The organism is Nocardiopsis halophila DSM 44494, from assembly GCF_000341245.1.
Classification (GTDB): domain Bacteria; phylum Actinomycetota; class Actinomycetes; order Streptosporangiales; family Streptosporangiaceae; genus Nocardiopsis_A; species Nocardiopsis_A halophila.
In genome coordinates, this window is record NZ_ANAD01000034.1 from 1 (window position 1) to 22612 (window position 22612).

Here is a 22612-nt window from a genome sequence, read left to right on the forward strand (position 1 = left end):
GGTGCCCTGCTCGGCGATGCGCCCCTCCTCGACCACCAGGATCCGGTCGGCCGCCTGGACCGTGGACAGCCGGTGGGCGATGACCACCGCGGTGCGCCCGTCCAGCGCCTCGGCCAGGGCCTCCTGCACCGCCGCCTCGGAGGTGGCGTCCAGGCTGGAGGTGGCCTCGTCCAGGATCACCACCTGCGGGGAGGCCAGCAGCAGCCGGGCGATGGTCAGCCGCTGGCGCTCGCCGCCGGAGAAGCGGTAGCCCCGCTCGCCGACGATGGTGTCCAGCCCGTCCGGCAGCCCGGCGACCAGGCCGTCCAGCCGGGCCCGGCGCAGGGCGTCCCACAGGAGGGCGTCGTCGGCCCCGGGCGCGGCCAGGCGCAGGTTGGCGCGCACGGTGTCGTGGAAGAGGTGCCCGTCCTGGGTGACCATGCCCACCGAGCGGCGCAGCGAGGCGGCGGTCAGGTCACGGACGTCGGTCCCGCCGACGCGGACCGCGCCGCCGTCCACGTCGTACAGGCGCGGGATGAGCTGGGCGATGGTGGACTTGCCCGCGCCTGAGGAGCCCACCAGGGCCACGGTCTCGCCGGGCGCGGCGCGGAAGGAGACCCCGTGCAGGACGCGCCCGCCGTCGCGGTCGTCGAGGTCGGCCACCTCCTCCAGGGACGCCAGGGAGAACGCGGAGGCCTTGGGGTAGCCGAACACGACCCCGTCGAACTCCACGCCGGCCGGGCCCGGCGGGAGCGGGTGCGCGTCGGGGCGCTCCTTGACCAGCGGATCCAGGTCGAGGACCTCGAAGACGCGGCTGAAGCTGACCAGCGCGCTCATGATCTCCACACGCGCGCTCGCCAGGGCGGTCAGCGGCGCGTACAGGCGGGTGAGCAGCAGGGCCATGGAGACCACCGAGCCCGAGTCCAGGCCGCCGGTGAAGACGTAGTAGCCGCCCAGCGCGTAGACCAGGGCCAGGGCCAGGGCCGAGACGAGGGTGAGGGCGGTGAAGAAGACCTCCTGCACCATGGCCGTTCGGACCCCGATGTCGCGCACGCGCCGCGCGCGCGTGGCGAATTCGGCCGACTCGTGCTCAGGGCGGCCGAACAGCTTGACCAGGGTGGCGCCCGGGGCGGAGAAGCGCTCGGTCATCTGGGTGCCCATGGCCGCGTCGTGGTTGGCCGACTCGCGCTCCAGGCGCGCCAGGCGCGAGCCCATCCGCCGGGCCGGGATCAGGAACACGGGGAGCAGCACCAGGGACAGCAGGGTGATCTGCCAGGAGATGCTGACCATCACGGCCAGTGTGAGGAGCAGCGTCACCAGGTTGCTGACGACGCCGGACAGGACGTCGCTGAACGCGCGCTGGGCTCCGATGACGTCGTTGTTCAGCCTGCTCACCAGTGCGCCGGTGCGGGTCCGGGTGAAGAAGGCGACCGGCATGCGCTGGACGTGGTCGTAGACGGCCGTGCGCAGGTCCAGGATGAGTCCCTCGCCCAGGCCGGCCGACAGCCAGCGGTTCAGCAGCCCGAACGCCGCCTCGCCCAGGGCGATCAGCGCGATGAGTCCGGACAGGCCCATGACCAGGGACAGGTCCTCGCCGGCGATGATCGCGTTGACCACCCGCCCCGCCAGCACCGGCGTCGCCACGGCCAGCACCGCGAGCGCGACGCTGAACAGCAGGAAGGCGACCAGGCGTGCGCGGTGCGGCCGGGCGAACCCGATGATGCGCCTGATCGCCTCCTTGGAGAAGGGGCGCCTGTCCTGTTCCGCGTGCATCGCCGTGTACAGCGAGTGCCACGCGGTCATCTCCATGCTCATGTCCGGATCCCTCTCGGTCGGCGCCCGGGGCGCGTCGTCACACCGAGGAGACTAGAACCTTGAGCTAACTTGAGGTCAAGGCCGGTCCAGGGGCACGACCCGGCCGAGCGTGCCCCACTCGTCGCGGCCCAGCCGGGACAGCGGGCGCAGCCGCTCCACCTGCGGGGGGGCGGCNCGAGGCGTCCACGGCCACGTGCACGACCCGCCCGAACACCACCGTGGAGTCGCCCAGCAGCACCGTCGAGTGCAGCCGGCACTCCAGGGCCGCCGGGCTCGCGGCCACCCGCGGGGCCTTGACCACCGCCGACGGCTCGCGGTCCAGGCCGGCCGCGTCGAACTCGCTGCTGCCCCGCTCCAGCGCGGCGGAGGTGGCGTTGACCTGCTCCATCAGGGGCTCGGGGGCGAGGTTCACGGTGAACTCTCCGGTCTCCTCCACATTGCGCAGGGTGTCCTTGCGCCCGACCGAGGTGAACTGCACGATCGGCGGGTCGGCGCAGGAGACGGTGAAGAAGGAGTGCGGGGCGAGGTTGTCGCGCCCCTGGGCGGACACGCTGGCGACCCAGGCGATCGGGCGCGGGACGACCACGGCCGTCAGCATCCGGTAGAAGGCCCGTCCGGGCAGGTCCTCGGCGGTGAACTCGGTACGCATCACCCCCATTGTCCGCGATCCCTCCGCGATGCCGGGGACGCGGGCGGCCGCCGGGGAAGGAAGAGGGGCATGGAACGCAGTGGCATCGAGCTCATCACCCTGGCCGACGTGCAGGCGGCTTCCGGGCGCATCCGGCGCAGGGCCGTGCGCACACCGCTCGTCACGTGCCCCTGGGGCGAGGGGCGGCTGTGGCTCAAACCGGAGAACCTGCAGCCGGTCGGGGCCTTCAAGATCCGCGGGGCCGTCAACGCCGTCCGCTCGCTGCCCGCGCGGCGCAGGGCGGCCGGGGTGGTCACCCACTCCTCGGGCAACCACGGCCAGGCGCTGGCCTTCGCCGCGCGCTCGGAGGAGGTGCCCTGCGCCGTGGTCGTCCCCGAAGGCGCCCCGAAGGTCAAGCTGGACGGGATGCGGCGGCTGGGCGCCGAGATCGTCCCCGTCGCGCCCGCGCGGCGCTCGGAGGCCGCCCGCGACATCGCCCTGCGCCGCGGCATGGTCCTGGTGCCGCCCTTCGACGACCGGGATGTGATCGCCGGACAGGGCACGGTCGGGCTGGAGATCGTCGAGGACCTGGCCGGCGTGGACACGGTGGCGGTCCCCGTGGGCGGGGGCGGGCTGGCCTCGGGGACGGCGACGGCGGTCAAGGGGCTGCGTCCGGACGTGCGGGTGGTCGGCGTCGAACCGGAGCTGGCCGCCGAGACGGCCGAGGGGCTGGCAGAGGGGCGCCTGGTCGCCTGGGAGCCCGAGCGCACCGGGCGGACCGTGGCCGACGGGGTCCGGGTGGGGCCCTCGGAGCTGACCTTCGCGCACATGAGGGAGCGGCTGGACGGCATCGTCACGGTGACCGAGGAGGAGATCGTGCACGCCATGGGGGTGATCGCCCGCGAGGCGCGGGTGGTGGCCGAGCCCAGCGGGGCGCTCGCCGCCGCGGCGCACCTGGCCGGGCGCCTCCCGGGGGAGGCGGTGGTCGCGGTCGTCTCGGGGGGCAACACCGACCCCGCGCTGCTCCGGCGCGCGCTCGATTGAAAATGAAAACGGTTATCGTTCTAGTGTAGGGTGGCCCGGTCAGGAACGACCCGAGAGGACGTGCTGTCCATGTCACGCGTGTGCCAGGTGACGGGCAAGGGGCCCGCGTTCGGCAACAACGTCTCCCACTCCCAGCGGCGCACCCGCCGCCGGTTCGGCGTCAACATCCAGAGGAAGCGCTACTGGCTCGCCTCGGAGGGGCGCTGGGTGCGGCTGCGGGTGAGCGCCAAGGGGATGAAGGTCGTCGAGCGCCGGGGCATCGACCGCGTGGTCGCCGAGATCCGTGCACGCGGGGAGAAGGTCTGAGCAGTGGCCAAGAAGAGCAAGATCGCCAAGAACGAGCGCCGCAAGGAGGTCGTGGCGCTGTACGCCGAGCGCCGCGCCGCGCTGAAGCGGATCATCGCCCACCCCGCCACGGGGCCCGAGGAGCGCGCCGAGGCCGTGCGCGCCCTGTCGCGCCAGCCGCGCGACGCCAGCCGCACGCGGGTGCGCAACCGCGACGCGGTCGACGGCCGGCCCCGCGGCTACCTCCGCAAGGCCGGCCTGTCCCGGATCCGCTTCCGGGAGATGGCCCACCGCGGGGAGCTGCCCGGCATCACCAAGTCGAGCTGGTGAGGTCCGCGTAGCCGGACAGCCGCTCGAAGAGCAGGGAGGTGAAGCCCTCGGCGTCCACCCCGGTCGCGATCGCCACCGCGCGTTCGCGGCCGGGGGTGCGCACGTCGGCGACGAGGGCGCCGCGGGTCAGCTCGCCCGCGCACTCCACCGACGCCCACCCCCGGCTCCACTCCAGCAGGTCCGGGTGGGAGACCGCCGCGACCGCGAGCGCGTCGTGGACCGGAACCGCCGTCAGCCCCGAGCGCTCCTCGTAGCGCATCGCATAACCGCGCAGCAGCTCGCCCGCGGCCCCTGCGGCGCCTCCCATGGACGCCAGCCTGTCCGTCCGGTCCAAGGGGAAGAGGGCCGAGCGGGTGACGTCCAGCCCGACGACCCGGACCGGCAGCCCCGACTCCACCACGAAGCGCGCGGCCTCGGGGTCGCAGTGGAAGTTGTACTCGGCGGCCGCGGTGATGTTGCCCTGGGTGAACGCCGCACCGCCCATGAGGACGATCTCCTTCAGGGCGCGTCCGGCCTCCGGGAAGCGGGCCAGCATGGCGGCGACATTGGTGAGCGGCCCGAGCGCCACCAGCGTCAGCCCGCCGGGCTCGGCGAGCGCGGCCTCGGCGAGCCGGTCCACGGCGTGGCCCGGGTGCGCCGCCCGGGGCGGGACGGCCGGGACGAGCCCGCCCAGGCCTCCCTCGCCGTGGATCGCCTCGTCGCGCTCCCTGCGGCGCCGGGTGAGCGGCCCCGCCATCCCCGCCGTCAGCGGCAGCGCGTCCGGCGCCCCGGCCAGGTCCAGCACGTGCCCGGCGTTGCGCACCACGTCGTCGAGCGAGGCGTTGCCCGCCACCGCGGTCACGCCGCGCACGGCCAGCTCCGGCGAGGCCAGGGCGAGCAGCAGGGCGACGGCGTCGTCGACGCCGGGGTCGCAGTCGATCACGACGGGCACGGGCACGGTGCGCCTCCTCCGAGCGGGGTCCGGGGCTCCAGTGTGCCCGTGCCGCCCGTGCGCTCAGGCGGCGGTCGGCCCGGCGACGGGCTCCCGCGGGCGCTCGGCCCGGCCGGGGGCGGCCGCCTGCGGCGCCGGTGCCGGGGCGCCGGGGCGGGGGACGCCGGCCCTGTCGTCCAGGCGGTCCTGCACCGCCTGGTTGGCGATGTAGCCGATCGCGCCGAGCACGACCAGGGCGATCCCGCCCAGGACGACGGCCAGGACGGTGGTGATCAGTGCGATGTCGACCATGTTCGACCTCCCGGGGGTGGCACGGCCGGGGCGGTCGGCCCCGTACCTTCGAGCGTAATCACCGTTCACTGAAATTCGCACCGTTTCCGGAAGTGAACCGCGTCATATCTTCGCCCCGGCCCCCGCGGCCGCGTAGGTTCGGGGCATGGCCGATCTGCGCGAGGTCCAGTCCGTCATCGACCGGGGCGGCCACCGCGCCGTCGTCTCCGCCGTCCGTGCCGACGGCTCGGTCCACTCCAGCGTGGTGGCGGCCGGACTGACACGGCACCCGGTCACCGGGGAGCCCGCGGCCGCCTTCACCAGCGCGGCCGGGGCCCTCAAGCTCCGGCTGCTGCGCGAGCGCCCGCAGGCCGCCCTGGTCTTCCAGGCGGGCCCGCACTGGTCGAGCGTGGCCGGGGCCGCCGACCTCATCGGCTACGACGACCCCTACGAGGGCGTCGACACCGCGCACCTGCGCGCGCTCCTGCGCGAGGTGTTCAGCGCGGCCGGCGGCGAGCACGAGGACTGGGAGGCCTACGACCGCGCCATGGAGGAGCAGCGGCGCTCCGCGGTGCTCATCGCCCCCGAGCGCGTGTTCGCGATGTGAGCCGCGGGGCGGGATCAGGCCCGGCTCAGGCGGAACCCCTCATAGCCCGAGGAGGCCACCCCCTCCAGCACGTCCCGGTAGACGTCGACCCCGCCCGGATAGGGCAGGAAGACGCGGGGCTTGCCGGGGACGTTGGCGCCCGTGTACCAGGAGTCCGCGCGGGGGAAGAGCGTGGCGGCGGCGACCTCCTGCACGTGGTCGGTCCACCACCGCTGCGCCGCGGGCTCGGCCTCGACGACCCCGGTCCCCCGGTCGCGGGCCCACGCGATCAGGTCGGTGATCCACTCCACGTGCTGCTCGATGGAGACGACCATGTTGCTGAGCACCGACGGGCTCCCCGGCCCCGTCACCGTGAACAGGTTGGGGAACCCGGCCACCGCCGCCCCCAGGTGGGCGGCGGGGCCCCCGGCCCAGGCCCGGCGCAGGGGTACCCCGTCCCGCCCGTGCGGGTCGAGGGCCGTCAGCGCCCCGGTCATCGCGTCGTAGCCGGTGGCCAGCACCAGGTCGTCCGCCGGGTACTCGCCGCGGGCGGTGGCCACGCCCCCGGGGACCGCCCCGGCCAGCGGCTCGGCGCGCAGGTCCACCAGGCGCACCCCCTCCCGGTTGAAGGCCGTGTAGTAGCCCGAGTCGATGCAGGGGCGCTTGGTGCCGAAGGGGTGGGTGCGCGGGGACAGCGCCTCGGCCGTGGCCGGGTCGTCGACCGCCTCGGAGATGCGGGCGCGGATGAAGTCCGCCGCGGTCGCGTTGGCGTCGGCGTCGGTGGTCAGGTCGCTGTAGGAGCGCAGCATCCCGAAGAGACCGCCGTGCTCCCAGGCGTGCCGGTAGGCGGCGGTGCGCTCGGCCTCGGGCACCTCCAGAGCCGAGCGGCCGGCCCGGGGGCCGGGGATGCCGGTGGGCGACCTCCGGGCCTGTGCGCGGTGCTCGCGGTAGCGGGCCTTGAGCTCCTCCTGCTCCCCGGGGGCCAGGGGCCGGTCGTTGGCGGGGAGGCTGAAGTTGGCCGTGCGCTGGAAGACGGTGACCTCGGCGGCCTCCTCGGCGATGACGGGAACGGCCTGGATGCCCGAGGAGCCCGTGCCGATGACCGCCACCCTGCGCCCGGCGAAGGACACCTCCTCGTGGGGCCAGCGGCCGGTGTGGAACACGCGGCCCCCGAAGCGCTCCAGCCCCTCGACCCCGGGGGCCTTGGGGACGGACAGGCAGCCGGTCGCCATGACCAGGTAGGGGGCGGCGCAGGTGTCCCCGGCCTCGGTCCGCACGCGCCACAGACGGTCGGAGGCGTCCCAGGCGGCGGAGGCCGCGCGGGTCCGGGTCCGCACGTCGCGCCGCAGGTCGAAGCGGTCGGCGACGTGTTCGATGTAGCCCAGTATCTCGGCCTGGCCGGGGTAGCGCCGTGTCCAGGACCACTCCTGCTCCAGCGCCGGGTCGAAGGAGTAGGAGTAGTCCATGCTCTCCACGTCGCACCGGGCGCCCGGGTAGCGGTTCCAGTACCAGGTGCCGCCGATGCCGGCCCCGGCCTCCAGGGCGAGCGCGCGCATTCCGAGCTCGCGCAGGCGGTGGAGCAGGTAGAGCCCGGCGAAGCCGGCGCCGACGACCAGGACGTCCGGCCGGTCGTGGGGGGAGGGGCGGGGTGCGGACGGCATGCGGCGCCTCCGGGGGCAACGGCGTCGGGCACCGGGGGAGGGGTGCGTGCGCCGAACGTAGGCCGGGGCCCGGCGGGGGTCAACGGCCCCCGGCAGCCGCATCCCGGCGCCGGATATGCACGATGATGGAGGCGAATTTGCACTAGTAAGTAATGGAGGGCTGGCCGTGTACGTCCCCGCGCACCGCGCACTTCCGCGCCCCCGAGGGCGCCGTGGAGCGTCTGCTCGGCGCGCCCGTCGCCGCGGACCTGGTCACCGCCTCCGACGACGGGTTCGAGGCGACGCCGGTGCCCTTCGTGCACGTGGCGGGCGGGGCGGACGGGGGCGGCGTCCTCGTGGGGCACCTCGCGCGCGCCAACCCGCAGTGGCGCGCGGGCCTGGGCGGGGGCGGCCGCGCGCTGGTCATCGTGCGCGGCCCCGACGCCTACGTCTCGCCCTCGTGGTACCCCTCCAAGCACGACCACGGGCGCACCGTCCCCACCTGGAACTACGTCACCGCCCATGTGCACGGCCGGCTCGTCGCCCACGACGACCCCGAGTGGGCCGAGTGGGCCGTGCGCCGCCTGACCGTCCTGCACGAGGGGCCCCGCGCCGCACCCTGGTCGGTCGACGACGCCCCGCGCGCGTTCACCGAGGGGATGCTCAGGGCCGTCGTCGGCATCGAGGCGCGCATGGACCGGGTCGAGGGCAAGTGGGAGCTCGGGCAGAACCGCCCCGGGGCGGCCGTCGCCGAGGAGATGGGGCGTGCCGGGCCGTGAGGCGCGAGCCGGACCGGCGGGGGGGGGGCGGTANCCCGGGGGCGAGAGGCGGCGAGGACGCGTTCCGACCCCTGGACGGTGCACACCGAGGAGGAGCCGATGGACGCCTACCACGGCGGCGGGGACTTCGGGGCCCGCATGCGCGACCGGCTGGAGGAGGCCCAGCGGGCCAACGCCGGTGTCCTGGAGGAGGTGGCCGCCCTCCTGGTCGAGCGTGCGGTGCGCGGCGGGGGCGTGGTCATGGTGGCCGGCTCCGGGCACTCGATGATCGCCGTGGCCGAGGCCTTCTTCCGTGCCGGGGGCCTGGCGCCGGTCAAGCCCCTCTACCACCCCGAACTGCTGCCGCTGCACGGGGCCGCCGCGGCCACGGCCGCCGAGCGCAGGAGCGGGCTGGCCGATCAGGTGCTCGCGGGCGCCGAGGCGGGCCCCGCCGACACCCTGTTCGTCTTCTCCACCTCCGGGGTCAACCCCTACCCGGTGGAGCTCGCGCGCGCGGCGCGCGGGCGGGGGCTGCCCGTCGTGGCGGTCACCTCGCGCTCCTGTGCGGCGGCCGCGCCGCGCCGGGCGGGCGGCACCCTGGCCGAGGAGGCCGACCTGGTGGTGGACACCCTGGTCGACCCCGGGGACGCCGCCTACCCGCGGGCCGACCCGGTGACCGCGCCGCTGTCCAGCCTGGTCAACTCCTACCTGTGGAACCTGCTGCTGGCCTCGGTCCACGACCGGGTGCGCAAGGAGGGCCTGGAGCCGCCGCTGTGGCGCTCGGCCAACATGCCCGGCGGCGACGAGGCCAACCGGCGCTTCTTCTCCCGGTACGCGCCGCGCATCCCCGAACTGGGCTGAGCGAGCGGCCGCCCGGCGTCCCGCCCCTGGGGAAAGGGGGCGGGACGGCGGGCGACCACGGGGTCACCCCGTGCAGTTGAGGGTAACCTCATTCTCTCTCGATGGCGAGAGAGGCCGCCGGTGTTCCCCGGTGTTCCTCCGGGCCGACCCCGTTGCGCGTCGCGCCGCGGGGTGTGGCAGGCTGCAGGCGCAACCGGGCAGAGGAGGTCGGGCGACCGTGCGGCAGAGCACACAGACCGTGGTGACCAGCGCTTTCCAGGCTCCCGGGGCGGTCCCCGTGGTGGGCGCCCCGATGGCGGGCGGTGCGAGCACCCCCGAGCTGGTGGCCGCGGTCAACGAAGCGGGCGGGATGGGCTTCCTCGCCGGAGGCTACGCGTCCCCCGACGCGCTGGCCTCCCGGATCGCCCGCACCCGGGAGCTGACCGGGCGCCCCTTCGGCGTCAACCTGTTCGTGCCCGGCCCCGACACGGCCGACCGGGAGCGCGTCCAGGCCTACGCGCGCGAGATCGCCCCCGAGATGGACGCACTGGGCGCCGCGGCCGGCGAGCCGCGGTGGAGCGACGACGACTACCCCGCCAAGCTCGCCCTCCTGCTCGAGGACCCCGTCCCGGTCGTGGGCTTCACCTTCGGCGCCCCCGCCGCGGCCGAGGCGGCGGCCCTGCACACGGCGGGCAGCGCCGTCATGGTGACCGTCACGACCCCGGACGAGGCGCGCGCGGCCGCACAGGCGGGGGCCGACGCCCTGTGCGTCCAGGGCGCCGAGGCCGGCGGGCACCAGGGGTCCTTCGACGACGCCGAAGAGCGCACCCTGCCGCTGCTCGACCTGCTGGGGCGGGTCCGCGAGGCCGTGGACCTCCCGCTGGTGGCGGCCGGAGGCATCGGCGACGCCGCCGCGGTCCGCAAGGTCCTGTCCCACGGCGCCGTCGCCGCCCAGGTGGGAACGGTCCTGCTCCGGACGGACGAGAGCGGGGCCTCCGCGGCCCACAAGCGCGCGCTGGCCGACGAGGTCTTCCCCGGCACGGCGGTGACGCGGGCCTTCAGCGGCCGCAGAGCGCGCGGGCTGGTCAACCGCTTCCTGTCCGCGCACACGTCCGAGGCCCCGGCGGCCTACCCGCAGGTGCACTACCTGACTGGTCCCATGCGCGCCGCAGCGGCCAAGGAGGGCGACACCGACCGCCTCCACCTGTGGGCGGGCACGGCCTACCGCTCAGCGGAGGAGTGCCCGGCGGCCGACGTCGTCCGTTCCCTGGCCGAGGGCGCCGACACCACGGCCCCCGCCCGCCCCTGAGGCCCGCCCGCTACGCCCGGGCCCGCCCGGGTGCGGGCCCCAACTGTTCGAGGATCTCGGGGGCGAACGTGGAGACCTCGGTGAACAGGGAGTACGCCCGGGACAGGTCGGGTGTGTCGTCCAGGGGCATCTGGTCGTGGGCGACGCCCACCAGGTGCCCGTCGACGACGAGCGGCGAGCCGCTGTCGCCGGGGCCGATCACCGGGCCGCCCGAGGCGCACCCCGCGCCGACGTAGTGTTCCGGGTCGTAGAGCAGCCCGTAGGCCTCGGCGCGCTCGGTCCACGCCTCGTCCGTGGTGACCGGGAGCCCTGCCTTGAGCAGCTCCGGCGAGGCCGGGTAGGGCGGGTCAGGGCTGGTCGACCCCCACCCCAGGACCGTGCCCGTGCGGCCCGGGGCCGTGAGGGCGCCGTCTCCGGGACGGGCCAGGCGGAGGGTCGGTCCCGGCAGAGGGCGGTCCAGGGTGACCACGGCGACGTCGCCGCCGGGGCGCGGCTGCAGGTCACTGCGGGGCTCGGGGAAGACGGGGCCGTGGGTCCACACGTCGACCGCCTCGCGGGTGCGTCCCCCGTCGGTGCGCAGGTCGGTGCGCCCTGCGATGATCCGGAGCCCGTCGCGCTCCTCGGCGTCGTCCACGCAGTGCGCGGCGGTGACGACCTTGTCGGGCCGCACCAGGGCGCCCCCGCAGACCTGGCCGGAGGGACGCTCGGGGCGGAGCCGCGGATTGGCCACCGCGACCGTCCACGGGTGGTCGTCGGTGCTCGCCGGGGTCCCGCCGATGACGGTCGTCCGCGGCGGGCCGTCGGGCGGCGTGTCCGCGTGGGCGGGGGCGCCCGCGGCGAGTGCGAGGAGTGCGCCTGCGGCGGGCGGGGGCGGCNGCCGGGTGCATGATCGACCTCCTCTGAAGGGGGGCGGGTGCTCAGCATGAGGGCCCGGGGGCGGCCCCGTCGTCCTCCGGGCGGAGGACCCCGCCCTCCTCTTTCGATGGAGCCCGCGCGGGGTGCCTACGGAGTGAGTCGTCCGTGGGGGTGCTTCCGCCGCGGTGGCGGGCGTGCGACGATCGCGGTACTTCCCGCGGCCGGGCACGCGCGGTGCCCGGCCGCGCGCCTGTGGCGCGGAAGGGAGGCACGGCCATGCCCCTTCCCGTTCTCGCTCCCACCGGGGAGCAGACCACGATCCAGTCCACGGCGTTCACCACCGACGCGCTCGGGCGCCACCTGTGCAACACCTGGGACGAGGCCACTGCCGGCGGCCCCCCGTTCTCCGCGGTCATCGCGGGGGCGGGCGCCTACGGTGCCTACCTTGCGGTGCGCATCCGCCGGGCCCGCCCCGGGGCGCGGGTCCTGCTGCTGGACGCGGGGGGACTGCTCATCCCCGGGCACGTCCAGAACATGGGCCGCCTGGGCCTGGACGTGCCCGCCCCGATCCCGCCCGAACAGGACCCGGGCGCGCCCCGCGAGGCCGTCTGGGGCCTGCCCTGGAGGGGCAACGTCGCCTTTCCCGGAACCGCGTACTGCCTGGGAGGCAAGTCGGTCTACTGGGGCGGGTGGTGCCCGCGCCTGACCGCCGGCGACCTGGTCCACTGGCCCGGCGAGACCGCCTCGGACCTGGAGAGGTACTACCTGGAGGCGGAGAGCGAGACCGGGGTGGTCCCCGGGACCGACTTCATCTTCGGCGAACTCAACGACGCATTGGCGCCGCGCTTCGCGCAGTCGGCGGCCGGCACCCCCTTCGTCGAGGGCGCGCTCGGTGACCAAGGGGTGGAGCCGGCCCCGCTGGCGGTCCAGGGCGAGCCACCCGTCTCAGGGCTGTTCTCCTTCGACAAGTACAGCGCGCTGCCCCTGCTGTTCGACGCGCTGCGCGCGGACGTCGCCGCCTCGGGCGGGGACGACGCCCAGCGCGGGCTCTTCCTGGTCCCCCGTGCGCACGTGGTGCGCCTGCACGCCTCGGGGGGAACGGTGCACACGGTGGAGGCCGACGCCGAGGGCGTGCGCCGCTTCCTTCCCGTCACGCCGGACTGCGCGGTCGTCCTGGCGGCGGGCGCCGTGGAGAGCACCCGCATGGCGCTGCTGTCCTTCCCCGTGCCGCTCATGGGGCGCAACCTGATGGCGCACGTGCGCAGCGACTTCACCGTGCGCGTGCACCGCTCGGAGCTGCCCGCGCTGCCGCCGCGGGTCCAGACGGCGGCGGCCCTGGTGCGCGGCCTGGCGCCCAGCGGGCGCTTCCACGTGCAGGTGACCGCCTCCACCAGCGCCGCGGGCTCCGACGAGCTGCTGTTCCGCATGGTGCCCGACATCGAGCAGCTCCGCGCGCACCTGGCCAACACCGACCCCGACTGGGTCGCCCTCACCCTGCGCTGCGTCGGCGAGATGCACGGCGACCGGACCGCCCCCGTCCACGACCCCGCCAAGAGCTGGATCGACCTCAGTCCCTTCGAGAGCGACGAGTTCGGCGCCGCGCGCGCGTTCGTCAACCTCGGCCTGCCCCCTGAGGACGAGAAGACCTGGCAGTCCATGGACGAGGCGGCGCTCGCCTTCGCCTCGGGCCTGGCCGAGTCGCCGCGGAACGTGCAGTACCTCTACGACGGGGCGTGGCAGAGCGCGCCCTTCCCCTTGCAGCGGCCGTTCCCCGAGTGGCACCGGGGGCTGGGCACCACCTTCCATGAGGCGGGCACCCTCTGGATGGGGGAGGACCCGGCCTCCTCGGTCACCGACCCGTCGGGACGGTTCCACCATGTCTCCAACGCCTACGCCTGCGACCAGTCGGTATTCCCGACGGTCGGTTCGGCCAACCCGGTCCTGACCGGCCTGGCCCTCGCGGCACGCCTGGCCGAGCGGCTCCCGGCGTGAGCGCGCAGGCCTCCGCTCTCCGAGGGGAGGCCTGCGGCCCCCGGTCCCTCACACGGGGGAGGACGCGCGCGGGGCCGGGGCGGGAGCCTGGAACGGTCCGCCTGCGCTCAGGCGGTGGACGGTTCCGAGGCCGAAGGGGGACGAGCACGATGGCGGCGGTGGACACGAGGAGGAACCCTGTACCGGTGCGGGCGTACGCCGCCGCCTATGCCATCCCGCTGTGCCTTCTGCCCTCCGTGCTCTGGCGCGTGCACCTGATCGCCTATCCGGGCGGGTGGTACCCGGTCGCCCTCAGCGGCGCCGAACTCGCCCTCGGCCTGTCGGGGCTCGTCCTGGTGCACCGGTGGGGAGAGGAGGTGCCCGGACGGGTGCCGCTGGTCGGAGGGCGCCGCATTCCCGTCCCCCTCGTCGCGGTCCCGGCCGGGCTGGGGGCGGCCGCCGTCACCCTGCTCACCGCGTACTGGCTGCTCAACACGGTCTTCGGGTTCGTCACCCCCGAGCAGGCGCGCGCGATCAGCCCGGACATCGCCGGCTCGGGCGGGACCTTCGACGCCGAGGCGCCCGGCGGCTGGGTCCTCGCCGCGTACCTCCCCATGCTCCTGTGGGGACCGCTGCTGGCGGCCCTCACCGTCGCCTACGTCCGCCGCCGCGTCAGCCCCGTTTGAAGTGCTCCAGGATCGGCGGGATGACCCGCTCGGGGTCCTCCTCGGGGAGCCAGTGGGAGGCGTTGTCCAGACGCACGTACTCGTAGGGCCCCTCCACCCACGCGCCGGTCCCCTCTGCGGCCTCCGGGCCGAAGGCCAGGTCGCCCTCGCCCCACATGTACAGGGTGGGGGCCTGCACGGGGCCGGCGTCGGCGGCGTCGCCCTCCAGGGCGCGGTACCAGCTCAGCGCCGCCGTCAGCGCGCCCGGCTCGGCCAGCCGCCGCACGTTGTCCTCGACCAGCGGGGCGGGCACCCGCCCCTCGTAGACGCCCCGCAGCGTGGCGGCGCCGCCCTGCAGGAGCACGTCCTCGGCCTTGCCCTCCATGCGGAACAGGCCGATGTAGGACAGCTTCTCCTGCTGCTCCTTGGACACGCGCACGGCCTCGTTCAGCGCGCGCGGGTGCGGGGTGGACAGCACCGTCAGGGTGCGGATGCGCTCGGGGCGCCGCGCCGCCGCAGGCCAGGCCAGTACCCCGCCCCAGTCGTGGCCGATGAGGTGGAAGCGCTCGTACTCCAGTGCGTCGGCGAAGCCGAAGACGTCCGTGACCAGCTCGTCCACGGTGTAGGCCCCGGTGCCCTCGGGGCGGGCGCCGGGGGAGTAGCCGCGCTGGTCCACGGCCACGGCCCGGAACCCCGCGCGGGCCGCGGCGGCGAGCTGCTCGCGCCAGCACGTGGCGAACTCGGGGAAGCCGTGCAGGAACAGCGCCAGGGGGCCGTCGTCGGGCCCTGCCGCGAGCGCGTCGAAGGTCATGCCGCGCACGCCGAGGGTGATCCGCTCGGCGCCGCCGGAGGGGAGGGGGTCCATGGCGCTCCTCGGTCGAAAGGGTCGGAAGGGTACGGTGCGGCTCGACAACGGTTCCCAATCTAGCGGTCGCCGCCGTCGGACCGGACGCCCGCCTAGAATCGTGCCCGGGGGACACCGCAAGGGCCGCGGGCACCGCGGCCGGAGGGAGCACCCGCATGGAGCAGCCGACCGCCGTCCCCCCGGAGAGCGTCACCTGGCGCCTGCACATCGACCGGTCGATGTGGGTCGCCGGTGTGCGGGGCCTGATGCTCCAGGCGCTGCACCCGGTCGCGATGCAGGGCGTCTGGCAGCGCTCGGACTTCATGGACGACCCCACCGGGCGGCTGCTGCGCACCGCCGACTTCGTCGCCACCACCACCTACGGCAGCCCCCGGGAGGCCGAGGAGCTGGGCGCCCGGGTGCGCGCGGTGCACCGGCGCCTGCGCTTCACCGACCCCGCCACCGGCGCCCGGCACCGCGTCGACGAACCCGACCTGCTGCTGTGGGTGCACTGCGCCGAGGTGGTCTCCTACCTGGAGGTCGTCGCCCGCGCCGGGGCCCGCCTGGGGCCGGGCGGGGCCGACCGCTACTTCGCCGAGCAGGCCCGCACCGCCGCCCACGTGGGCCTGGACCCCGCCTCGGTGCCCGCGTCGGCCGCCCAGATGCGCGCCTACCTGGCGTCGGTGCGCCCGCGCCTGCGCGCCGGGGAGCAGGCCCGGCAGGCGGTGCGGTTCCTGCTGTGGCCCGAGGTGCCGCGCCGCATGCGGGCGCTGGCGCCGTTCAAACCGCTGTGGCTGCCCGTCGGCGCGCTGTCCTACTACACGCTCCCGGGGTGGGCCCGCCGGGAGTACGGGGTCCTGCCCGAGCCCCCGGGGACGCAGGCGGCGGCGACCGCCTCCCTGCGCGCCCTGCGCGCGGGGCTGCACGCCCTGCCGGACGAGGTGTACAACCGCGTGTTCGACGAGGCCACCGTCGAACGGGCCCGGACCGCGCGGCGGCGCCTGGAGGAGGCCGGGTACGACGTCTCCCGCGGCTTCGCGGGCCTGCGCGACCCGCGCACCTGGCCGGAGCGCGCCCGGAGTAGCCTGGGGACATGAAGCGGCGCATCCGCCGGTACGCCTGGCTGATGGGGGCCTGCCTGCTGCTCTTCGGCGGCTCCCTGCCCGTCTACTACCTGTTCGGCGTGGGGTGGGCGGTGGCGATGTGCGCGGTGGCGATGGTCCTGCCGCCGGTCGCGGCGGTCATCGGCAACACGCAGGACCCGGGCGACCCCCGGGACCACGACGCCCGCTACGGCCCCAACGCCGACTGAGCCCGCCGAGTCCACCGGGCAAGCAGAGGACGGGGCGCCCCGCACGCGCGCGGGACGCCCCGGTGTCGCCCGGTGCCGGCGGTCAGCCGCGCAGCACGGCGCGCAGCGCCCCCAGGACCAGCTCGGCGCGGTCCAGGCGCGCGTTGTGGCCCATCAGGCCGATCCGCCAGACCGTCGAGGCGTAGGGGCCCACGCCGGCGCCGATCTCGATGCCGTACTCGGTGAGCAGGCGCTCGCGCACCTTGGCCGAGTCCACGCCCTCGGGGACCTTCACCGACGTCAGCTGCGGAAGGCGGTGGCCCTCGGCCGCGAACAGCTCCAGGCCCATCTCCTGCAGCCCCTCCTGCAGCACGCGCCCCGCGGCGCGGTGGCGGGCCGCGACCTCCTGCACGCCCTCCTGCTCGATCCGCTCCAGGGTGGCGTCGAGGGCGGCCACCATGCCCACCGGCGCGGTGTGGTGGTAGGCGCGGCCGCCGCCGGGGCCGCCGCGCACGTAGGCGCCCAGCAGGCCCAGGTCGATGTACCAGACGGGCGGGTCCTCGACCCGGCGCTCCCACGCCCGCTCGGAGAAGGTGAAGGGGGCCAGGCCCGGGGGCACGCCCAGGCACTTCTGGGTGCCCGAGTAGGCGGCGTCCACCTTCCACTCGTCGACGGCGACCTCGGTGCCGCCGAGCGAGGTCACGCAGTCGGCGATGAGCAGCGTGTCGTCGGAGCGCGCGCGCAGCGCCGCGCCCAGCGCGCCGATGTCGCTGAGCGCGCCGGTGGAGGTCTCGGCGTGCACGGCGGCGACGATCGCCGGCGCCGGGTGGGCGTCCAGCACGCGCTGCACGTCCACCGGTTCGCCCCAGGCGTGGTCGACCCGCACGACCTCGGCGCCGTAGCGGCGCGCGACCTCGCACATCCGCTCGCCGAAGAGGCCGTTGACCGCCACGACGGCGGTGTCCCCCCGGCGCACGGTGTTGGCGAAGGCGGTCTCCATGCCCAGCGACCCGGTGCCCGACAGGGGCAGGGTGAGCGGGTTGGCGGTGCCCCACAGGGCGCGCAGGCGCTCACCGGTGCGGTCGAGGACCTTGATGAACTCCGGGTCGAGGTGGCCGAGGATCGGGGCGGAGAGCCCCTGCACGGCCTCGGGGTAGGGGTTGCTCGGTCCGGGACCCAGGAGGGTGCGCTCGATCAAAGGCATGGACGCCACTCTAAGGTGCCGCCGGGAGCCGCGGGGGAGCAGGGGTGCGCGGGGCGCCCGGCGTGTGCGCCATCCCTCGCCGGACACCGGGATGAAGCGGCGGAGACGCCGTGTTCTGCTTCCGGTGGACGGAATCCGGCGGAAAGGGGTGCCGATGGAGGCGGTCGCGCAGCGGCGCGGAGGCGACGGGGTGCGGATCGCGGTCCGCGAGGCCGACATGGGCGACCCCGGGGTCGCCCCCCTCCTGGACGGGCTGGCCGCCGAGTACGCCGCGCGCTACGGCCCCGAGGCCGCCGAGCGCGAACTGGCCGGGACCCCCGACGCCGAGTTCAGCGCCCCGGACGGGGGCGTGGTGCTCGTCGAGGACGGCGGACGGCCCGTCGCCGGAGGCGCCTTCCGCCGCAAGGACGCCCGCACCGCCGAGTTCAAGCGCATCTGGACCGACGCGGGCCGCCGGCGCCAGGGGCTGGGCCGCCGGGCGATGGCCGGGCTCGAGCGGGCCGCCGCCCGCTGCGGGTACGCCAGGGCCTACCTGACGACCGGCCCCGAGCAGCCCGAGGCCGTGGCCATGTACGCGCGCCTGGGGTACGCCCTGTCGGAGGACGAGGGGACCGGGCCCGACGGGAGCCGCCGCTACTACGCCTTCTCCAAGGAGCTCTCCGCAGAGTTCTCCACAGAGCTCTCCACGGGGCCGACGGGCCCGGGGGCGTCCTACGATTGACGGCGAGCGCCGCCACAAGCGGCCCGGAAGCAGCAGCGAGCGAGCGATGGAGGCCAAAGCCGTGACCGAGCAGCACGACCCCCAGGGGCAGGAGGCGCCGGTGTTCCGGCCCCGCAAGAACGGTCAGGAGCAGAAGGTCTCCGCGGAGCTCTCCGACTGGATGCGCACGGGCTGGGCCGACACCGAGTCCCGCGACCTCGCCCCCATCGCCCAGGCCGCCCACACGGCGCGCCGCAGGGCCGCGCTCAGCGCGCGCTTCCCCGGTGAGCGGCTGGTGGTCCCGGCCGGCGGGCTCACCACCCGCTCCAACGACACCGAGTACCCGTTCCGGGCCGCCTGCGACTACGTGTACTTGTCCGGCGACCAGTCCGACGACGGCTGCCTGGTCTTCGAGCCGCGCCCCGGCGGCCACGACGTGACCGTCTACTTGCGGCCGCGCTCCAACCGCGAGAACGGCGAGTTCTGGCTGGACGGGCACGGCGAGCTGTGGAGCGGGCGCCGCGACAGCCTGGCCGAGGGCGCCGCCCGCCTGGGGCTGGCCGCCCACGACGTGCGCGAGCTGCCCGCCATCCTGGAGAAGGCGGCCGACGGCGCGGCCACCCGCATCGTGCGCGGGCACGACGCGGCGCTGGAGCGGGTCGTCGACGGCCTGCGCGGGGACGCCGGAAAGGCGGCCGAGCGCGACGAGGAGCTCGCCGTCGCCCTGCACGACCTGCGCCTGGTCAAGGACGAGTGGGAGGTCGAGCAGCTGCAGAAGGCCGTGGACTCCACGGTGCGCGGCTTCGAGGACGTCGTGGCGGCGCTGCCGAACGCCAAGGCGACCTCCGAGCGCTACATCGAGGGCACCTTCTTCCTGCGGGCGCGGGTGGAGGGCAACGACGTCGGCTACGGCACCATCGCCGCCTCGGGGCCCAACGCGACCACCCTGCACTGGGTGCGCAACGACGGCCCGGTGCGCGACGGGGAGCTGCTCCTGCTCGACGCCGGCGTGGAGACGCACGAGCTGTACACCGCCGACGTCACCCGCACCCTGCCGATCTCGGGCACCTTCACCGACCTCCAGCGCCGCGTCTACGACCTGGTGTACAAGGCGCAGGAGGCGGGCATCGCGGCGGTCGCCCCCGGGCGCCCGTTCCGCGACTTCCACGCGGCCGCCCAGCGCGCGCTGGCCGAGGGCCTGGTCGAGTGGGGCCTCCTGGAGGGGCCGGTCGACCGCGTGCTGGAGCTGGGGCTCCAGCGCCGGTACACCCTGCACGGCACCGGGCACATGCTGGGCCTGGACGTGCACGACTGCGCCCGCGCACGCACCGAGGAGCACCTGTACGGCGAGCTGAAGCCGGGCATGGTGCTCACGGTCGAGCCGGGGCTGTACTTCCAGCCGGACGACCTGACGGTCCCCGAGGAGCTGCGCGGCATCGGCGTGCGGATCGAGGACGACGTGCTCGTGACCGAGGACGGCAACCGCGTCATGTCCGCCGGCCTGCCCCGCCGCTCCGACGAGGTCGAGGCCTGGCTCGCCGAGCGCCTGCCCAAGGCGTAGGGCCGCGGCGCCCCGCCGGGCCGCTCCGGCGGGGCGCCGTCTCAGCCGGCCATGGGCGGGTCAGTCGGCCATGAGCGAGAAGGGGGAGATGTCGTCGGCCGCAAAGGCGATGCGGTTCTCGGCGTGCACCACCCCTTCGATGTGGCGCACCGCCCGGCCCAGCGCAATGGAGCTGGAGCGGAGCCGCACCTTGCCGTGCAGCGTCACGATCCCGTTGCGTACCTCCGCCTTCACCTGCGGCTCGTCGAACTCCAGCAGCAGCAGGCGCTCGACCCGCCCCTGGATCCAGGAGTCGGGCCGGGTGTAGATCCTGACCAGGTCGCTGCGGCTGACGATGCCGATCAGCCTTCCGTCTTCGGAGATGACCGGCAAGCGCTTGACCCGGTGCTTCTCCATGATCCCCGCCGCCTCGGCCACCTCGGCGCGGACATCGACGGTGACGGGCGGCTCGGTCATCAGCCGACGGGCGGTGACCGCCGAGCGCTTCGTCCTGGCCGAGGCGTCGCCCCGGTCCTGGTCCTCGGTCAGCTTGTACAGCAGGTCGCTCTCAGAGACCACTCCGAGGACCTGCCCGTCCTCGTCCACCACCGGAACGGCCGAGATCGAATAGCGGGAGAGCAGGAGGGCGATCTCCCGCATCCCGGTACTCGGCCGGACGGCGATCACACCGTTGGTCATCACGTTGCGCACTCGGATGGTCATGGTCCTCCCCCTAGGGAACGATCGGCCTGCCCTTCCGGGGACGGTGCCGTCGTGTCGATGCTCCCGCGGCCATCATCGGATTTCGCGTGCCGGAGGTCCCGGCGGACCAGGCCGTCACCGGGAGGGATCCGGTCCCGAATCCCCCGCCCTACGGGCGGAAGGTCTCTGCTCCGCCACAGGGCGGCCTGGGCAGAGTGGGCGTCATGGCGACCCCCGACACCACCTCCGGCACACCGCTCCATGCGCGCGCCCATGCTCTGAGCGGGGCCGACGTCGCCGAGGCGCTGGCGGCCGACCGGGAGAGGGGCCTCACTCGCGACGAGGCCGCCCGGCGGCTGGCCGCGTTCGGTGCCAACGCCCTGCCCCGGACCGAGGGGACGGGGCGCCTCAAGCGCCTGCTCCGCCAGTTCCACAGCCCGCTGGTGTACGTCCTGCTGGTCGCGGCGGCGGTGACCCTGGCGATGGGGCACTTCGTCGACGCGGGGGTGATCTCCGGCGTCGTCGTGCTCAACGCCGCCATCGGCTATGTCCAGGAGGCGCGGGCCCAGCGCGCGTTGGACGCGCTGGCGCGCATGGTCCGGGTGGAGGCGGTGGCCGTGCGCGACGGGGCCGCGCGGCGGCTCCCGGCTCAGGACCTGGTCCCCGGCGACCTCGTCGTGCTCCAGGCGGGCGACCGGGTCCCGGCTGACCTGCGGATCGTCGGCGCCGAGGAGCTGGAGACCGACGAGTCCGCCCTGACCGGTGAGTCCGCCCCGGTCGCCAAGTCCGCGGAGCCCGTGGCCCCGCGGACCCTGCTCGCCGACCGCACCGCCATGGCCTACTCGGGAACGGTCGCCACCCGCGGGACGGGCCGCGGCATCGTGGTGGCCACCGGCGCCGACACCGAGGTCGGGGCCATCGACCGGCTCGTCGGGTCCGCCGACCGCCGCCCGACGCCGCTGACCCGCCGGCTCGGCGTGTTCAGCCGCCGCCTGACCGCCGTCATCGTCGCCTTGGCTGCGCTCACCTTCGCGGTCGGCACCCTCTACGGTGAGGCACCGGACCGGATGTTCACCGCCGCGGTCGCCCTGGCGGTCGGCGCGATCCCCGAAGGCCTCCCGGCCGCGATCACCATCGTCCTGGCCATCGGCGCGGTGCGCATGGCCCGGCGCAACGCCGTCGTCCGCACGCTGACCGCCGCCGAGACCCTCGGCGGAACCACCGTCATCTGCACCGACAAGACCGGAACGCTGACCACGAACGAGATGACCGTGGTGCGCGTCCTGGCCGAGGGGGCCGCGGCGCGCGCCTGCCTGCTGGCCGGGGTCCTGTGCAGCGACGCCGAGCCGACCGGCCCGGACGGGCGGCGGGCCGTGGGCGACCCCACCGAGACCGCGCTGCTGGCGGCGGCGCAGGCCCAGGGGGTGGTCCCCGCACAGGAGGCCGCCCGCGCGCCCCGCGTGGGGGCGCTCCCCTTCACCTCCGAGCGCAAACTGATGGCCACCGCCCACCGGGGCGCCGACGGCCGCCTGGCCGGCTACGTCAAGGGGGCGCCCGAGCGGGTGCTCGAGCTGTGCTCGCGAGCCCTGGGCCCCGATGGTCGGGAGGGCGCCCTGGACGCCGAAGGCGCCGAGCAGGTCCGGCGCACCGCGGCCGAATGGGCCGGGCAGGGCCTGCGGGTTCTCGCCTTCGCCCGCTTCGCCCCCGAGCGCGCGGGCGCGGTCCGCGAGGACGACCTGCCCGGCCGCCTCACCCTGCTGGGCCTGCAGGCGATGCACGACCCGCCCCGCCCGGAGGCCATTGAGGCGGTGCGCGCCTGCCGGGCCGCCGGCATCGGGGTCCGGATGCTCACCGGCGACCACGGAGCCACCGCGCGTGCCATCGCCGACCGGTTCGGCATCGGAGGCGAGGTGCTGGTCGGCGACGGGATCGACGCCGCGGACGAGGAGTCGCTGGCACGGGCGGGCGTCTTCGCCCGGGTCTCGCCCGAACAGAAGCTGCGCCTGGTGCGGCTGCTGCAGCGCCGCGGCGAGGTGGTGGCGATGACGGGCGACGGCGTGAACGACGCGCCCGCCCTGCGGCAGGCCGACATCGGGGTGGCCATGGGGCGGGTGGGCACCGACGCCGCCAAGGAGGCGGCCGACATGGTGCTGGCCGACGACGACTTCGCCACCATCGAGGCCGCGGTCGAACAGGGCCGCGGCGTGTTCGACAACCTCCGAAGGTTCCTCGCCTGGACCCTGCCCACCAACATCGGCGAGGGGCTGGTCGTGATGGCCGCCGTCCTCGCCGGGGCGGTCCTGCCCATCCTTCCGGTGCAGATCCTGTGGATCAATATGACCACCGCCGGCTTCCTCGGCCTCACCCTGGCCTTCGAGCCCCGCTCGCCGGAGACCATGCGGCGCCCTCCGCGGCGGCCCCCCCC

At 75.3% G+C, this 22612-nt stretch carries 22 protein-coding genes and 1 pseudogene; 14 read left to right on the plus strand and 9 right to left on the minus strand.

All coding sequences use genetic code 11. From position 1 onward, the window contains the following. Window positions 1-1794 (minus strand): ABC transporter ATP-binding protein (locus D450_RS0103865; RefSeq protein ID WP_017537362.1); only part of this gene is annotated, 1794 nt, incomplete at its 3' end. Between the two features lie 75 nt (window positions 1795-1869). Continuing rightward, window positions 1870-2443 (minus strand): annotated as a pseudogene (locus D450_RS29375) (flavin reductase family protein). Between the two features lie 69 nt (window positions 2444-2512). Between D450_RS29375 and D450_RS0103875 the strand changes: the two are divergent. The 3 genes from D450_RS0103875 (at window position 2513) to rpsN (ending at window position 4081) form a co-directional block, all read left to right on the plus strand. Further along, window positions 2513-3466 (plus strand): threonine ammonia-lyase, encoded by a 954-nt coding sequence (locus D450_RS0103875; protein ID WP_017537363.1) that lies wholly within the window; start codon window positions 2513-2515, stop codon window positions 3464-3466. 69 nt (window positions 3467-3535) lie between these two features. After that, on the plus strand, window positions 3536-3772 hold the full coding sequence (gene rpmB / locus D450_RS0103880) for a 50S ribosomal protein L28 (RefSeq protein WP_026128365.1): 237 nt from the start codon (window positions 3536-3538) through the stop codon (window positions 3770-3772). Window positions 3773-3823: 51 nt separating this feature from the next. Next, entirely contained in the window at window positions 3824-4081 is a 258-nt protein-coding gene (gene rpsN, locus D450_RS0103885; RefSeq protein WP_449289449.1) for a 30S ribosomal protein S14, read from the plus strand. On the opposite strand, the gene D450_RS0103890 is transcribed toward rpsN, so the two are convergent. Together D450_RS0103890 and D450_RS0103895 are read right to left on the minus strand one after the other, a co-directional pair. Then, window positions 4062-5018, minus strand: a complete 957-nt coding sequence (locus D450_RS0103890; RefSeq protein ID WP_017537366.1) for a nucleoside hydrolase — start codon at window positions 5016-5018, stop codon at window positions 4062-4064. The two genes, rpsN and D450_RS0103890, sit on opposite strands and share 20 nt — an antisense overlap. Before the next feature lie 57 nt (window positions 5019-5075). Continuing rightward, window positions 5076-5303, minus strand: a complete 228-nt coding sequence (locus tag D450_RS0103895; protein ID WP_017537367.1) for a hypothetical protein — start codon at window positions 5301-5303, stop codon at window positions 5076-5078. Window positions 5304-5448: 145 nt separating this feature from the next. On the opposite strand from D450_RS0103895, the gene D450_RS0103900 reads away from it, so the two are divergent. Further along, window positions 5449-5889: a pyridoxamine 5'-phosphate oxidase family protein gene (locus D450_RS0103900; protein ID WP_017537368.1), complete on the plus strand. Its 441-nt coding sequence runs from the start codon at window positions 5449-5451 to the stop codon at window positions 5887-5889. 14 nt (window positions 5890-5903) lie between these two features. Here the strand turns inward: D450_RS0103900 and D450_RS0103905 are convergent, their stop codons facing one another. Continuing rightward, a complete protein-coding gene (locus D450_RS0103905; RefSeq protein ID WP_017537369.1) occupies window positions 5904-7529 on the minus strand; it encodes a flavin-containing monooxygenase in 1626 nt (541 codons plus the stop codon). Between the two features lie 152 nt (window positions 7530-7681). On the opposite strand from D450_RS0103905, the gene D450_RS0103910 reads away from it, so the two are divergent. The 3 genes from D450_RS0103910 to D450_RS0103920 all read left to right on the plus strand — a co-directional run bounded on the left by D450_RS0103910 (window position 7682) and on the right by D450_RS0103920 (window position 10415). Then, a complete protein-coding gene (locus D450_RS0103910; protein ID WP_017537370.1) occupies window positions 7682-8287 on the plus strand; it encodes an FMN-binding negative transcriptional regulator in 606 nt (201 codons plus the stop codon). Window positions 8288-8386: 99 nt separating this feature from the next. Beyond that, window positions 8387-9127: a sugar isomerase domain-containing protein gene (locus D450_RS0103915; protein WP_239647214.1), complete on the plus strand. Its 741-nt coding sequence runs from the start codon at window positions 8387-8389 to the stop codon at window positions 9125-9127. A gap of 217 nt (window positions 9128-9344) precedes the next feature. After that, entirely contained in the window at window positions 9345-10415 is a 1071-nt protein-coding gene (locus tag D450_RS0103920; RefSeq protein ID WP_017537372.1) for a nitronate monooxygenase, read from the plus strand. Window positions 10416-10425: 10 nt separating this feature from the next. Here the strand turns inward: D450_RS0103920 and D450_RS0103925 are convergent, their stop codons facing one another. Then, complete coding sequence (locus D450_RS0103925; protein ID WP_275041882.1) at window positions 10426-11499, minus strand: S1 family peptidase; 1074 nt, start codon at window positions 11497-11499, stop codon at window positions 10426-10428. A gap of 47 nt (window positions 11500-11546) precedes the next feature. On the opposite strand from D450_RS0103925, the gene D450_RS35120 reads away from it, so the two are divergent. Then, window positions 11547-13262, plus strand: coding sequence for a GMC oxidoreductase (locus D450_RS35120; protein ID WP_017537374.1), 1716 nt, complete (start codon window positions 11547-11549; stop codon window positions 13260-13262). A gap of 149 nt (window positions 13263-13411) precedes the next feature. Next, window positions 13412-13927 (plus strand): hypothetical protein, encoded by a 516-nt coding sequence (locus tag D450_RS0103935; protein WP_394296812.1) that lies wholly within the window; start codon window positions 13412-13414, stop codon window positions 13925-13927. On the opposite strand, the gene D450_RS0103940 is transcribed toward D450_RS0103935, so the two are convergent. Then, window positions 13914-14771 carry an alpha/beta fold hydrolase gene (locus D450_RS0103940; protein ID WP_017537376.1) on the minus strand — a complete coding sequence of 286 codons (858 nt, stop codon included), beginning with the start codon at window positions 14769-14771 and terminating at the stop codon, window positions 13914-13916. The genes D450_RS0103935 and D450_RS0103940 overlap by 14 nt on opposite strands. A gap of 155 nt (window positions 14772-14926) precedes the next feature. Here D450_RS0103940 and D450_RS0103945 point away from each other — a divergent pair, with 155 nt between their 5' ends. Together D450_RS0103945 and D450_RS0103950 are read left to right on the plus strand one after the other, a co-directional pair. Further along, window positions 14927-15847, plus strand: a complete 921-nt coding sequence (locus tag D450_RS0103945) for an oxygenase MpaB family protein (RefSeq protein ID WP_017537377.1) — start codon at window positions 14927-14929, stop codon at window positions 15845-15847. Further along, complete coding sequence (locus D450_RS0103950; RefSeq protein ID WP_017537378.1) at window positions 15844-16062, plus strand: DUF3099 domain-containing protein; 219 nt, start codon at window positions 15844-15846, stop codon at window positions 16060-16062. The genes D450_RS0103945 and D450_RS0103950 overlap by 4 nt, the downstream gene beginning before the upstream one ends. Window positions 16063-16144: 82 nt before the next feature. On the opposite strand, the gene D450_RS0103955 is transcribed toward D450_RS0103950, so the two are convergent. Continuing rightward, the gene (locus D450_RS0103955) at window positions 16145-17245 is read right to left on the minus strand and encodes a pyridoxal-phosphate-dependent aminotransferase family protein (protein WP_026128368.1); all 1101 of its coding nucleotides are present in this window, start codon (window positions 17243-17245) and stop codon (window positions 16145-16147) included. A gap of 154 nt (window positions 17246-17399) precedes the next feature. Between D450_RS0103955 and D450_RS0103960 the strand changes: the two genes are divergently transcribed. Both D450_RS0103960 and D450_RS0103965 read left to right on the plus strand, forming a co-directional pair. Then, complete coding sequence (locus tag D450_RS0103960) at window positions 17400-17966, plus strand: GNAT family N-acetyltransferase (RefSeq protein WP_017537380.1); 567 nt, start codon at window positions 17400-17402, stop codon at window positions 17964-17966. Between the two features lie 46 nt (window positions 17967-18012). Beyond that, window positions 18013-19506: an aminopeptidase P family protein gene (locus D450_RS0103965; protein ID WP_017537381.1), complete on the plus strand. Its 1494-nt coding sequence runs from the start codon at window positions 18013-18015 to the stop codon at window positions 19504-19506. 60 nt (window positions 19507-19566) lie between these two features. Here D450_RS0103965 and D450_RS0103970 read toward each other — a convergent pair whose 3' ends face one another. After that, the gene (locus D450_RS0103970; RefSeq protein ID WP_017537382.1) at window positions 19567-20208 is read right to left on the minus strand and encodes a CBS domain-containing protein; all 642 of its coding nucleotides are present in this window, start codon (window positions 20206-20208) and stop codon (window positions 19567-19569) included. Window positions 20209-20411: 203 nt separating this feature from the next. Here D450_RS0103970 and D450_RS29380 point away from each other — a divergent pair. Beyond that, a partial coding sequence (locus D450_RS29380; protein ID WP_241483049.1) for a cation-translocating P-type ATPase occupies window positions 20412-22612 on the plus strand: 2201 nt, incomplete at its 3' end.

Coding starts and splice junctions, on each gene's coding strand:
- D450_RS0103955 (WP_026128368.1), bottom strand. CDS start 17,245: ATGCCTTTGATCGAGCGCACCCTCCTGGGTCCCGGACCGAGCAACCCC.
- D450_RS0103950 (WP_017537378.1), top strand. CDS start 15,844: ATGAAGCGGCGCATCCGCCGGTACGCCTGGCTGATGGGGGCCTGCCTG.
- D450_RS0103875 (WP_017537363.1), top strand. CDS start 2,513: ATGGAACGCAGTGGCATCGAGCTCATCACCCTGGCCGACGTGCAGGCG.
- D450_RS0103895 (WP_017537367.1), bottom strand. CDS start 5,303: ATGGTCGACATCGCACTGATCACCACCGTCCTGGCCGTCGTCCTGGGC.
- D450_RS0103915 (WP_239647214.1), top strand. CDS start 8,387: ATGGACGCCTACCACGGCGGCGGGGACTTCGGGGCCCGCATGCGCGAC.
- D450_RS35120 (WP_017537374.1), top strand. CDS start 11,547: ATGCCCCTTCCCGTTCTCGCTCCCACCGGGGAGCAGACCACGATCCAG.
- D450_RS0103970 (WP_017537382.1), bottom strand. CDS start 20,208: ATGACCATCCGAGTGCGCAACGTGATGACCAACGGTGTGATCGCCGTC.
- D450_RS0103940 (WP_017537376.1), bottom strand. CDS start 14,771: ATGGACCCCCTCCCCTCCGGCGGCGCCGAGCGGATCACCCTCGGCGTG.
- D450_RS0103910 (WP_017537370.1), top strand. CDS start 7,682: ATGGAGGGCTGGCCGTGTACGTCCCCGCGCACCGCGCACTTCCGCGCC.
- D450_RS0103965 (WP_017537381.1), top strand. CDS start 18,013: ATGGAGGCCAAAGCCGTGACCGAGCAGCACGACCCCCAGGGGCAGGAG.
- D450_RS0103935 (WP_394296812.1), top strand. CDS start 13,412: ATGGCGGCGGTGGACACGAGGAGGAACCCTGTACCGGTGCGGGCGTAC.
- D450_RS0103900 (WP_017537368.1), top strand. CDS start 5,449: ATGGCCGATCTGCGCGAGGTCCAGTCCGTCATCGACCGGGGCGGCCAC.
- D450_RS0103945 (WP_017537377.1), top strand. CDS start 14,927: ATGGAGCAGCCGACCGCCGTCCCCCCGGAGAGCGTCACCTGGCGCCTG.
- rpmB (WP_026128365.1), top strand. CDS start 3,536: ATGTCACGCGTGTGCCAGGTGACGGGCAAGGGGCCCGCGTTCGGCAAC.
- D450_RS0103960 (WP_017537380.1), top strand. CDS start 17,400: ATGGAGGCGGTCGCGCAGCGGCGCGGAGGCGACGGGGTGCGGATCGCG.
- D450_RS0103905 (WP_017537369.1), bottom strand. CDS start 7,529: ATGCCGTCCGCACCCCGCCCCTCCCCCCACGACCGGCCGGACGTCCTG.